This is a genomic window from Methylobacterium sp. Ger2507 (assembly GCF_055231875.1).
This window is the reverse complement of record NZ_JBUYVC010000001.1, coordinates 2,660,977-2,673,192: the sequence shown is the minus strand read 5'-3', so window position 1 is coordinate 2,673,192 and position 12,216 is coordinate 2,660,977. Positions and strand designations below refer to the sequence as shown.

Here is a 12,216-nt window from a genome sequence, read left to right as displayed (position 1 = left end):
TCGTGCCTCAGGACGAACCGCGGAATCCCGTGCGCCATTTACCACGCGGACGGATGCGCCTTGTCTCGGCGGGTGCCACCTGCAAGCCTCGCGCAGTCCTCAATCTCGGGGGCGCAACACTCGCGTCCGCCATGCGCCGCCTCCACAGCATCGATTCGATTCGCGGCCTCGCCGCGCTGGCTGTGATCTACGCGCACACCGTCGAGTTCGGGCTGAAGACCCGGCTCGGGCCGTTTCCCGCCGAGCAGGCCGCCCTGGCCGGGCTCACGGAGTGGCTCGACCTCGGCAAGATCGCCGTGACGATGTTCTTCGCGGTCTCGGGCTTCGTGGTGCCGTTCTCGCTGTTCAAGCCGAGCCGCCGGCCGATCCTGGCCTTCGCGATCTCGCGGTTCTTCCGCCTCTATCCCGCCTATTGGCTGTCGATCCCGTGCGGCCTGCTGGTGCTGTTCGTCTGGGCCGGGCGGGACATTCCGGCTCTCCTGGTCCCGGCCAACATCACGATGCTGCAGCAATTCGTCGGGGTCGAGAACATCATCGGCCTGTATTGGACCCTGCAGATCGAGCTGATCTTCTACGGCCTGTGTGTCGCCCTGTTCGCCATGGGTCACCTCGACCGGCGCGGCAGCGTCGTCGCCACCACCCTTCTGATGATCGCCGCCGCCGTGGTGCTGGCTGGCTTGCGCTATCACCTCCAGCGCAAGGTCCCGGTGGCGGTTCCCCTCGCGCTGGCGGTCATGCTGTGGGGGTTGTGCCTGCGCTACCATGTCTTCGAGCGGCGCCCGGGCTGGGGCGGGGCCTTGGCCCTGGTCACGGGGGCGCTGGTCTGCGCGGTGCCCCTGGTGTCGGTGCTCGCCTACGGGCGGGACATGGGCTTCCAGGAGAACTGGATGAAGTACACGATCACCTATTGGCTCGCGATGGCGCTGTTCTGGCTCCTGAGCGTCGGGCTGCGGATCGAGGGCCGGGTCTTCGTCTATCTCGGCGCCATCAGCTATTCGATCTACCTGTTCGGGCCGGTGGTGCAGGTCGTGCTGGAGCACGCGCTCGCCGGATATGAGGCGGTGATCCCGATCCACCTGTTCGCGGGCGCGACCGCTCTGGCCACCGTCGCGGTGGCGGCCCTGGTCTATCGCTGGATCGAAGCGCCCGCCATCGACCTCGGGCGCACCATCACCCGCCGCATCATCGAGCAGCCCGCGCCCGTCGCCGCACCGGCACCCGCCCTCGGTCGTTCGGAACCCTGAGCGGGACCGGATCGGAGCGAGATCGAAGCCCAGGTCCATTGACAGCCCGGCGCCGTGGAAGGGGTCGACGCCCGGTCTGCCGCCTTCCTCGGGTCGGGGTGGCTCACACGTCCCGCATCCCGACCTGATGCGGCTCCCCTGCCCCGCACCAGCTTCCCTGCCCCGCAACCAACATCCAAACCCGAGCGAAACCGTCCGGCCGTTCGCGCGACCGGGTTCGTTCCCCGTCCGGCGATACGGCGGACAACGCGTATCAATTGGGACGAAGGGGCGGAGCCGATTGCCCGACCGCCCGTCCCAGGGATTGACGGTCCGTAACGTCCAATGACCTGCTCGCCGTCAGAGGAGATCTGCCGTCGTCTCCAAGACAGGTTCGTCCGGCTTCAGCACGATCCTGCGAGATGTCGGCGGATGGCGCATGAACGACGCCGGCTGCGGTGAAGAACGGGTCGGACCGGTCCGAACTCCCGCGAGGACAGGCAACGCGATGCGGGGTCCGGCATCGATCGCGCGCATCTCCGTTCGTCCGGCCATCGGGTTCCCGTTCGGATCAGGATCGGTACGGCCGAACGGCCCCGGCGTGCCGCCACCTCGGCGGTTCGGCTGGGGCGAAGGGTGGGTTCCTCGGCGTTCCGCCGCAGGGCTTCCGGGCCGCCGCAGTGTTTTCGCGCCGCGGCGTTCGATGGAGACGTGTCCCGGTCAGGCCGCCCGGATGGCCTGGAGGAACGTCGCGACCTCGCGCTGGACGTTCACAGACTGCGTCGAGAGTTCCCCGGCCGCCATCATCACCTGCTGCGCGGCGGAGCCGGTCTCGCCGGCCGAGGCCAGCACCCCGGCCACGTTCATCGAGACGTCCTGGGTGCCACGGGCGGCTTCGATGGCGTTGCGGGAGATCTCGCCCGTGGCGGCGGTCTGCTCGACCACGGTCGTCGCGATGGAGCCAGTGATGGTGTTGACCGACACGATGGTCTGGCTGATCTGCCGGATCGCCGCGACGGCCTCGCCGGTCGCCTGCTGGATCGCCGTGATGTGTCCGCCGATCTCGCTGGTGGCTCGGGCGGTCTGGCCGGCGAGTTCCTTGACCTCCGCGGCGACCACGGCGAAACCGCGTCCCGCCTCACCGGCGCGGGCCGCCTCGATGGTGGCGTTCAGCGCCAGCAGGTTGGTCTGGCCGGCGATGCTGGAGATCATCGTCACCGCCTCGCCGATCCGGTCTGCGGCCTCGGTCAGCCGGGCCATCGTCACGTCCGTCGCCTGCGCGTCCCGGGTCGCGGCGGCGGCCACCACGTTCGACTGCTTCACCTGGCGATCGATCTCCTGCAGCGAGGCCACCATCTCCTCGGCCGCGGAGGCGACGGTCTGCACGTTGGCGGAGGTTTGCTCGGCCGCCGCGCTGGAGGCGATCGCCCGGGTGCTGGTCGCATCGGCCACGCTGGTCATGGACCGGGCGGTGGCGTCGAGTTCGGTGGAGGCGGCGGTGACGATGCCGATGGAATCCCCGATCGTCCGCTCGAAGCCCTGCACCAGTTCGTCGACGCGGTCGGCTCGGCGCTGACGGGCGGATTGCTCGGCGACCTGTTGCGCTTCCAGGTCGCGACGGGCGATCGCGTTCCGCCGGAACACGTCGACGGCCTTGGCCATTTCGCCCATCTCGTCGGTGGCGTCCTGCGACGGCACGATGACCTCGGTCTCTCCGGCGGCAAGGCGGCTCATGGCGTGGGTCATCCCGGCGATCGGCTGGATCAGGCTGCGGGTGATCACGAAGGCCATGCCGCCACCCAGGATCAGCGCCACCGTGATCAGAACCCACTGCACCCGCTCACTGAGAGCCACGGTCGCCTCGGTCATCGCGGTGATCTCCTTCATCCGCGCGTTGGTCACGGCGTGGGCCTTGACGCCGGCGGCCTCGATGGCGGCAATCTTCGGCTTGATGCTCTGCTCGAACTGGACCCGGCTCTCCTCCATGGCCTTGGCGGCCTCCTGGAACGCCTCGACATAGGTGTTCAGCGCGGTCTCGGTGCGGGCGATCGCCACGGTGAACGCCTGGTCGGGATCGAGGCCCCGCAACGCCTTGCCGGCGGCCACGGCTTTCCGGGCGTTCTCCGCAAAGGTCGCCGGACCCTTGGGGTCGAGCGTCGCCAGGAAGCGCCAGTTCGACATCCGCGTCAGAAGGATCGCGCTCTCGAACGTCTGGGCCTGGCTGATCTGGGCCGCGCTACCGTTGGCGCGGATGTCCTTCAGCAGGTCCTGACTCAGGCGGCTCAGCACGTTGCCCCCGTCGAACAGGCGGGTCCGGGTCTCGGCCAGGGTGGCACCACTCGTCCCCAATCGGACGACGTCCTGCCCCAGACTCCGGCCACCATCCGGCATCTGGGCATAGAGCTTCCGGCGCTCTTCCGAGATTGTGTTCCCCATCACCAAGTCGCCGGTCTCGACGATCTTCTGGCGAGTCTGTTCGAGGGCGACCAGGATGTCCGGCTTGGCCGTGGCCTTGTACTCGAGCGTCTGGGCGATGAATCGGTCGGTCAGGCCCGTGACGGTGTAGATGTTGCGGGTATTCGCCTCGACCCGGTTGCGGCGCCCGTACTGGTCGGTGAGCTGGGCAAGCTGGTGATTCGAGGCAATGCCCAGAACGCCGATGATGACCATCAGCGTGCCGAAGCCGGCATACAGGCGGGTGCGAATACCGAACTTCATGGCAGAGTCTCACGGTGCAAGATTTCTTCGTGAGACCTTCTATACAATATAGCCCGTAAAATTCAGTTAAAGGATCAGTATTTTAATATGTAATTGTCATGGACCTTTGCCTATAGTTCCCGCCTGATCTTCGCGATGGCCTCGTGCCGGGTTCTCCTACGGGGCGATGCCGTCGATGGCGAGGCGCAGGTGCTTCGGGCCGCGCAGGGCCGAGCCCGACCGGTAGGGCGGCGGATCGGCGGTCAGGCGCGGGTTCTTCAGGCGCCGGGCGAGCGCCACCAGGGCAGCCTCGACCTCGAAGCGGGCCAGCGGGGCTCCGACGCAGTAATGCAGGCTGCCGCCGAAGCCGAGATGGCGGTTGTCGGTGCGGTCCGGGTCGAAGCGCTCCGGCTCGGCATAGACCGCCGGGTCGCGATTGCCGGAGGCGAGCAGCAGCACCAGGGGCGCGCCTTCCGGGATGGTGACCCCGTCCTGCGTGATCGGGCACAGGGTCGTGCGGGTCCGGAACTGGACCGGGGGCTCGAAGCGCAGCAACTCCTCGACCACGCGGGGCGCGCGGGTGGGGTCCTCGCGCAGGCGGCGCAGCTCGTCCGGGTGGCGCAGCAGGGTCAGCATGCCGTTGGTGATGAGGTTCACCGTGGTCTCGTGGCCGGCGACCAGCATCAGGATGGCGGTGGCGATGAGGTCGAAATCACTCATGCGCGGGCGGCCGTCGACGCCTTCCGTCGCCAACCCCGACAGCATGTCGTCCTGCGGGTCCTTGCGCTTCTCGGCGATCAGGCCCTGCATGTATTCGGAAATGGCATCGAAGGTCCGGCTGTTCTCGGCCCGCAATGCGTCGTCCTGGAGGGTGTCGGGCTCCAGAGCGGTGGCGAGCTGCGTCGCCCAGCCGTGGAAGCGCTCCTCGTCCGAGGGCGGGATGCCGAGAAGTTCGCAGATCACCGTGACGGGCAGCGGATAGGCGAGGTCGTCGACGATATCGATGCTGGTGGCATCGCCGAGCTTGTCGAGGATCTCGTCGACCAGCACATGCGAGCGTGCCCGCATCGCCTGGACCCGCTCCGGGGTGAATTGCTGCATCACCGCCGCCCGCAGGCAGTCGTGGTCCGGCGGATCGCGGAAGATGAAGGGCCGGTGGGTGTCGGTGAGGTGGTCGCGCACCGGCTTGACCAGCCAGTCCTTGAAGGGGTTGCCGGTCTTGGGCCGGTCGGCCGGCGGCAGCGTCTCCGAACTCACCCGCGGATCGTGCAGCAGACGCGTGATCGCCGCGTGGGTGGCGGCCACATAGGTGCCGTCCTCCTGGCGCGAGACCGGGCAGGTGCGCAGCTGCGCGAACAGCGGATAGGGGTCGGGCCGGTTGGCCTCGTCCTTGATCCGCGCGAACAGGGTGTCGTCGGTCATGACCGATCCTTGCGGGCGGGTTCCGGGAAGTCGGGCGGCAGCACGGTGAAGGGGCCGGCATCGACGCCGGTGGGCTCCGGCGGGAACGGCGCGCCCTCGGCGATCAGGTCCGCATAGGCCGGGAGCCAGCGGGCGCAGTCGAACGCCACGGCGGCGATGCAGCGGCCTTCGCGGCCGTAGACCGCCAGGAAGCGGCCCTCCTTCAGGCTGCCGCGGGCGATGCAGAACCCGTCGGCGCCCTCGGTGAGTCCCACCGACTTGAGCGTGATCCCGCCCTGACTCGACCAGAAGGCGGGGACGTCGCGATAGGGCTCGGGCGCAAGCCCGGCGAGCAGGCGCCCGGCATGGCGCCCTTGCGCGACGGCATGGCCCCAATGCTCGAGGGCGATGCGGCGGCCGGGATAGAGCGGGTGGGGGAAGCGGGCGACGTCGCCCGCCGCCGCGATGCGGGGGTCGGGCGCGTCTGCCGCGTCGAGGACGTAGCCCTGCGCGTCGCAATCGATCCCGCCCGCGTCGAAGGCGAGGCCCGAGCCTTCGAGCCAGGCGGTGTTTCGCACCGCTCCGAGGGCCACCACCACCACGTCCGCCGCGATGACGCTGCCGTCCTCAAGGCGGGCGCGCACGACGCGGCCGGTGCCGTCATCCTCCAGGGCCTCGACCTTCACCCCGCTGCGCAGGGTGGTGCCGAGGCGCTCGTGCAGGGCGCCCACCACTGCGCCGAGATGCTGGCCGAGCACCCGGGCGAGCAGGGTCGGCCCGGTCTCCGCCAGGGTGACCGGCAGGCCGAGGGTCCGGCACGCGGCCGCGACCTCGCAGCCGATGAAGCCGCCGCCGATGATCAGGACGTGGCCGGGGCCGGCGGCGAGATCGCGCCGCAGGGCCTCTGCCTCGTCGCGGCCCCGTAGGGTGTGGACGCCCCGGAATGCTGCCTGCGCGGAATCGCGCCAGGGCCGGGCCGAGGCGCCGGTGGCGATCAGGAGACGGTCGTAGGGCAGGGTCTCGCCGCTCGCCAGGGTGAGGAGCCGGCGAGTCCGGTCGAGATGCGTGGCGGGAGCGCCGAGGCGCCAGTCGGCCTCGAGGGCGACGAGGTTCGGCAGGGTCGTGGCGTCGGCGGCGACCTCGCCGGTGAGCACGGCCTTCGACAGGGGCGGCCGGTCATAGGGGCGATGGGGTTCGGCCCCCACGATGGTGAGGGGGCCGGCGAAGCCCGCCTCCCGCAGGGCCTCGGCGCCGCGAAGGCCGGCGAGCGAGGCGCCCACCACCACGACCCGCGTCTCGGTATCGCTCATCGACGGGCAGCCCCGGCATCCTCGACGCGGATGGCCTGGACCGGGCAGGCGATGCGGGCGCGCTCGATGTCGTCGCGGGCCCCGGCGGACGGGGCGGGATCGTAGTGCAGGGCCTCGCGGCCCTTCAACACGAAATGGTCCGGCGCCGCATAGCAGCACTGGGCATAGGCCTGGCAGAGGTTGAGATCGACCGTGACCCGGAGTCCGCCGGCGGAATGGCGGGCATCGGGCGGGGAGGCTGCGGGTTCGGGCGCGTCGGTCATGCTTGCGCAATGGACCCGACCCGGCCGGGGTTCCGCCCCGGGGGCGTGGTTACAGGACGCGGTGCATCACCAGGGCATCGACCAGGCCGAGATCCGGGTGCCGGAACACCCCCGGCAGGCGACCGACCTCGGCAAAGCCGAGGCTCGTCCACAGGGCGACCGCGCGGGTGTTGGTGGCCACCACGAAGTTGAACTGCATCGCGGTAAAGCCGGCGGCACGGGCGGTGTCGAGGGCGTGGGCGCCCATGGTCCGGGCAACGCCGCGCCCGGTGGCGTCGGGCCGGGTCATGAAACTCGCATTGGCCACGTGGTCTCCCCCGCCCGCCTGATTCGCTCGTAGGGTGTAGGTGCCGAGGACATCGCCCTCCGCTTCGGCGACCAGAACCCGGTGGGCGGGTGCGAACCAGTAGGCCAGCATCGCCGCCCGGCTGCCGTCGCGGGGCAGCGCGTAGGTCTCGCCGGCGCGGATCGTCGGTTCGAGGATCGCCCAGACGACGTCGGCATCGGCGGGGCCGGCCGGTCGGATCGTGATCGTCATCGCGCGGGCTCCAGGTGGGGTGGTCAGGAATGCAGTGGGCAGATCGGCCGCGCTCGCGGACGGCCCTCGATCGCCACGATGCGGCAGGAAACCAGCTGCGACCGGGCCGATACCGGTTCCGCGTGAACGCCTCGGATGCGGGTGCAGGCGAAAAGGGCTGGCATGTCTGCGGGGTCTCCTCCCCGGTGGATTGGGGGTAAGCCTGAGATCCGTCGAGCTTATGGGGAGGCGGTGGAGATGTTTGGTTGACCTTCAGGCGGCGAGGCCAGCGGAGCCACCCCCACTCCTAACCTCTCCCCACAGGGGGGAGAGGGACGCGTCGAGCTCTTGAAGACGCGGAGTTGCCAATCCGGAAGCCTGCCAAGAATAGCCTGCCAAGAACAGCCTACCAAGAATAGCTTCCAACAGAAGGGGAGCCGGTGCGCCTCGAAGTCACTTGGAAATGACCTGCATCCCACTGTCCTGATCGACGGTCGCCTCGTCAGAACAGTGTCGATCGGGTCATCCGAACGGGAAACGGGCACGGCACACCAAACCGTCCGCGACGATCGGTCGGGCCACGTCCGTGATCCGAGAGACCGATGCGTCACGGTGATGCGTCCGTGCCACACCGAGCGGCCAAGCGCGGCGGGCTGCGACATCGCGATTGTAATACTATTACACTTCGGCCACGAAACATTATAACGTTTGTGTGTGAGGCGAGATGCGCGTTCAGCGATCAAGGACAGTTCTGGCCGGCGCGATGCTGGCGGGAGCCGGGATGACGGTTCAGCCGGCCGGCGCGCAGCAGGCGCAGGCGACCCTGGAAGAACTCAGCGTCACCTCGCCGAGCCCGATCGTGACCCGTCCCGTGACGGGTCCCGTCTCCGGGCCGCCCATCGGCGTGCTGCCCGTCGTCACCAACACCTTCTCGCCGGTCACGGTCGTGACGGCCGAGCAGATCGCCCGCGACCAACCGCGCACCCTGGGCGACGCCCTGTTCGACCGGCCCGGCATCTCGGGCACGAGCTACGCGCCCGGCGCGGCCAACCGCCCGATCATCCGCGGCCTCGACAACAACCGGGTCCGTATCCAGGAGAACGGCGTCGGCATCCAGGACGTCTCCGAACTCGGCGAGGATCACGGCGTCCCGATCAACCCGCTGGTGGCCAACCGCATCGAGGTGATCCGCGGGCCGGCCTCCCTGCGCTTCGGCTCGCAGGCGATCGGCGGCGTGGTCAGCGCCGAGAACAACCGGGTGCCGACCTACATTCCAGCCAACGGCGTGTCGGGCTCGGCCACCACCGGCTACTCCTCGGTGGACAATGGCCGCCTCGCCGCCGTGACGGTGGATGGCGGATCGGGCAACGTCGCGGTCCATGCCGACGGCTTCCGCACCGCCGCCGACAGCTACGCCATTCCGGGCGGCATTCAGCGCAACTCGGCCAACGAGAGCCAGGGCGGCGCGGTCGGCATGTCGTTCATCGGCGAGCGCGGCTTCGTCGGCCTGTCCTACAGTCATTACGACGCGGTCTATCAGATCCCCGGCGGCGACGCCGTCGAGAGCCGCACGCGCCTCGATCCGCGTCAGGACCGCCTGCTGGCCCGGGGCGAGTACCGCCCCGTCGAGGGACCGATCGTGGCCGTGCGCTTCTGGCTCGGCGGGTCGATCTATCGCCATGACGAGATCGGCATCGGCGAGAACGGGGTCGACGGCATCCAGGCCACCTTCAAGAACCGCGAGGCGGAGGGGCGGGTCGAGCTCCAGCACGTGCCCGTCGCCCTGCCGTTCGGTACACTCACGGGCGCCCTCGGTCTTCAGGCCGGCCGGCGCACCCTCGGGACGGCCGGCGAGGCCGGCGGGTTGCTGGCCCCGACCGATTCCCGCAGCAATGCCGTCTACCTGTTCGAGGAACTGGCGGTGGGCGGCGGCCTGCGCTTCCAGGCAGCCGGCCGCATCGAGGGCGACCGCGCCACCGGCACCGCCACGGCGTTCCCCGGCGACTACCTGCCGGTGGAGGGCGAAGAGCCCCAGGCCTTCGGGCGCCGCCGCAAGTTCGCCCCGAAGAGCGCTAGCTTCGGCGTCCTGCAGGACCTGCCTTACGGCTTCGTGGCGAGCGTCAACGGCTCGTTCGTCGAGCGGGCGCCGACCGCTTACGAACTCTATTCGCGCGGCGCGCACGACGCGACCGAGACCTTCGAGATCGGCAGCTCGACTCTGAAGAAGGAGCTGGCCCGCACGGTGGAAGCCAGCATCCGCCGGGCCGAGGGGCCGCTGCGCCTCGACGCGACCGGCTACTTCACCCGCTACACCGGGTTCATCTACAAGCGCGATACCGGCACTCGCTGCGGCGACGATTTCGCCTCGTGCGGCAGCGACGACGAGTTGCAGCAGATCGTCTACTCTCAGCGCAACGCCACCTTCTACGGCGCCGAGATCGGCGCGCAGCTCGACCTGATCCGGGTGGGCAACGGTTTTGCCGGCCTCGACGCGCAGTATGATTTCGTGCGTGCCCAGTTCGACGACGGCACCTTCGTGCCGCGCATCCCGCCCCACCGCCTCGGCGGCGGTCTGTTCGTGCGGGCCGACGGCTGGTTCGCCCGGGTGAACCTGCTCCATGCCTTCGCCCATACCGAGATCGCCCCGATCGAGACCGTCACGCCCGGCTACGACGACCTTCGGGCGGAGGTCAGCTACACCAAGCCCCTCGATCCGCGCCTCTACGGCATGAGCGAGGTGACCCTCGGCCTCCAAGGCCGCAACCTGCTCGACGATCGCATCCGCAACTCGGCCTCGTTCAAGAAGGACGAGATCCTGCTGCCGGGCCGCAACGTCAGGCTGTTCCTGACCGCCCGGTTCTGACGGCCCTCTTGTAATGGCCTTCTTCCGCCGGTCTTGGTCTCAACCTGGACACGCGAAGATAAAGGCCGACGTGTCGACGCGGGCGTGCTAGAAGAACCCAACCCCGCACGACCCCGTGTCCTGGGCAACTCCATGAGGCCCAAGTGGCTAACGCGTTCAAGAGCGGTGCGTCGCAATCGCGCTCGACCAATGACTTCAACGAGCGCGCCAAGCAGCTGTCCGAGCGGCTGGGTGCGATCGAGAAGCCGATCCAGATGAAGCGCGGAAACGCGCCGCGCCGGACCTTCAAGGCCGGTCCGCGCCCCGAGGAAGAGACCAGCGAGCAGGCCGAGCCGCAGACCGAGGGCAACGAGGGCCAGGAGGTCGAAGAATCGGAAGTCGAAGAATCGGAGGTTGCAGATTCGGAGACCGAAGACCGCGAGACCGAGGATCACAAGGACGCCTGATCGCGACCGGTTCGCATCGCCCGCTGCCGGGCGGTGCCGAAACGACAGAAGGGCCGGCGATCCCTCGCCGGCCCTTCTGTCGTTTCGAGGTGATGTCGGCCCGGAGCGGCGTGCCGGCCCGGAACCAAATGTCGGCCGGTTGCCGGATGTCAGCGGCGGGCTTTGGCCTTGCGGGCCGCATAGCGGGCATCGCGGGCCGCTTTCTTCTCGGCCAGTTCCGCCGCCTTGCGCTCGGCGGCGGCCAGAGCCTCGGCCTCCTCGCGGGCGATCTGGGCAGCGAGTTCCGCCTCCTCGCGCGCGCGCTTGGCCTCGGCTGCGGCCTTCTCGGCAGCGATCCGGGCGGCTTCCCGCTCCCGGGCGCGCTCCTCGCGGGCGCGAGCCACCTCGGCGCGGGCCTGGGCCTTGGCGATCATCTCCGGATCGTCGGCCGGCGGGCGGGCCTTGAATTTTTCCAGCAGCATCTGCTTGGCGCTGAGGGAGTTCTTACGGCGGTCGTCGAAATTCCGATAGTCGAAGGCGCCCATCTGACCTTTCTCATGTGGTGAGTCGCCCGCATCCGGCGTGGTGCACGCGCGGCATGGGGCCGTGGGGGAATGATCGTTTCGGATGGTTCAAATCGCAGCAGCCCCATGCCTGAGGGACTGGCGGGAATCAACAGAAGCCGCCCATGGGCGAGCGGCTTCTGACAGCTTGTTGAAACGATGCCTCAGTAGTTCGGCATCGCTGCGCCGAAATTCAACCGATGCGGCTCACGCCGCAAGTCCTCCAATGCGGCTCACGCCGCAAGTCGGTCGATGCGGCTCACGCCGCCTGGAGGTTGCCGGCCGACTGCTTGCCGGTGCGGCGGTCGCTTTCGATCTCGTAGGACACCTTCTGTCCCTCGATGAGGTTGCGCATGCCGGCGCGCTCCACGGCCGAGATGTGGACGAACACGTCCTTGCCGCCATCATCCGGCTGGATGAAGCCGTAGCCCTTGGTCTCGTTGAACCATTTCACGGTGCCCGTGCTCATGGGAATCCTCCTGAAGCGTTTTGGGGTGGAGCGTGATCTTGCCTGCCATCGGCTGCCCGGCACCCGCGCGATCTCGCACGGGCACCCGAGGCGCAGGGTCTTCGAATGGGATTGCGATCGCAGCGGCATCCGTGGACGGGCCTGGCGGGCAGGCTCGACGCAATGACGGATGTGCTACCCGGTGGGAACCGGCCATGGAGCGATGGGGTCAAAATTAGGAAGCCTGCGACGGGAGGACAAGGCGCTGGCGTGAATCGGGTTCCCTCGCCGATCGACGAAAGCGCATCCCGCCACAGGGGCTTACGCGATCGCGCCTTGCTGAACGGGATTCGCCAGACCGGGTTTGCGAACCGGTGGAGGACGGGGACGGCGGCATCACGTCCGGGCGAGGTGGGGGGTGACGCGGTTGCTGCCACGCCGCCGCATCGATAGGTTGACGGCCTTCACGATCTGGCCCGAACGGGCTTTGGAAGGCCGCCATGGCC

The 12,216-nt window shown here is 68.9% G+C and carries 10 protein-coding genes; 3 read left to right on the top strand and 7 right to left on the bottom strand.

The window, feature by feature from the left end:
• Positions 1 to 131: 131 nt before the first annotated feature.
• The gene (locus ACV7NL_RS12380) at positions 132 to 1,244 is read left to right on the top strand and encodes an acyltransferase family protein (protein WP_463355830.1); all 1,113 of its coding nucleotides are present in this window, start codon (positions 132 to 134) and stop codon (positions 1,242 to 1,244) included.
• A gap of 699 nt (positions 1,245 to 1,943) precedes the next feature.
• Here ACV7NL_RS12380 and ACV7NL_RS12375 read toward each other — a convergent pair.
• The 5 genes from ACV7NL_RS12375 to ACV7NL_RS12355 all read right to left on the bottom strand — a co-directional run bounded on the left by ACV7NL_RS12375 (position 1,944) and on the right by ACV7NL_RS12355 (position 7,426).
• Positions 1,944 to 3,941 (bottom strand): methyl-accepting chemotaxis protein, encoded by a 1,998-nt coding sequence (locus ACV7NL_RS12375; RefSeq protein ID WP_463355829.1) that lies wholly within the window; start codon positions 3,939 to 3,941, stop codon positions 1,944 to 1,946.
• Between the two features lie 156 nt (positions 3,942 to 4,097).
• Complete coding sequence (locus ACV7NL_RS12370; RefSeq protein ID WP_056479817.1) at positions 4,098 to 5,342, bottom strand: cytochrome P450; 1,245 nt, start codon at positions 5,340 to 5,342, stop codon at positions 4,098 to 4,100.
• Positions 5,339 to 6,631, bottom strand: a complete 1,293-nt coding sequence (locus ACV7NL_RS12365; RefSeq protein ID WP_463355828.1) for an NAD(P)/FAD-dependent oxidoreductase — start codon at positions 6,629 to 6,631, stop codon at positions 5,339 to 5,341. The genes ACV7NL_RS12370 and ACV7NL_RS12365 overlap by 4 nt, the downstream gene beginning before the upstream one ends.
• A complete protein-coding gene (locus ACV7NL_RS12360; protein WP_463355827.1) occupies positions 6,628 to 6,894 on the bottom strand; it encodes a ferredoxin in 267 nt (88 codons plus the stop codon). The genes ACV7NL_RS12365 and ACV7NL_RS12360 overlap by 4 nt, the downstream gene beginning before the upstream one ends.
• Positions 6,895 to 6,943: 49 nt before the next feature.
• On the bottom strand, positions 6,944 to 7,426 hold the full coding sequence (locus ACV7NL_RS12355) for an N-acetyltransferase family protein (protein WP_463357113.1): 483 nt from the start codon (positions 7,424 to 7,426) through the stop codon (positions 6,944 to 6,946).
• Positions 7,427 to 8,192: 766 nt separating this feature from the next.
• On the opposite strand from ACV7NL_RS12355, the gene ACV7NL_RS12350 reads away from it, so the two are divergent.
• Together ACV7NL_RS12350 and ACV7NL_RS12345 are read left to right on the top strand one after the other, a co-directional pair.
• Positions 8,193 to 10,274: a TonB-dependent receptor gene (locus ACV7NL_RS12350; RefSeq protein WP_463355826.1), complete on the top strand. Its 2,082-nt coding sequence runs from the start codon at positions 8,193 to 8,195 to the stop codon at positions 10,272 to 10,274.
• Positions 10,275 to 10,417: 143 nt separating this feature from the next.
• Positions 10,418 to 10,720, top strand: coding sequence for a hypothetical protein (locus tag ACV7NL_RS12345; RefSeq protein WP_463355825.1), 303 nt, complete (start codon positions 10,418 to 10,420; stop codon positions 10,718 to 10,720).
• A 149-nt stretch (positions 10,721 to 10,869) separates the two neighbouring features.
• On the opposite strand, the gene ACV7NL_RS12340 is transcribed toward ACV7NL_RS12345, so the two are convergent.
• Positions 10,870 to 11,244 (bottom strand): DUF6481 family protein, encoded by a 375-nt coding sequence (locus ACV7NL_RS12340; RefSeq protein WP_056180422.1) that lies wholly within the window; start codon positions 11,242 to 11,244, stop codon positions 10,870 to 10,872.
• 277 nt (positions 11,245 to 11,521) lie between these two features.
• On the bottom strand, positions 11,522 to 11,731 hold the full coding sequence (locus tag ACV7NL_RS12335; RefSeq protein WP_056180426.1) for a cold-shock protein: 210 nt from the start codon (positions 11,729 to 11,731) through the stop codon (positions 11,522 to 11,524).
• Positions 11,732 to 12,216 lie beyond the last annotated feature (485 nt).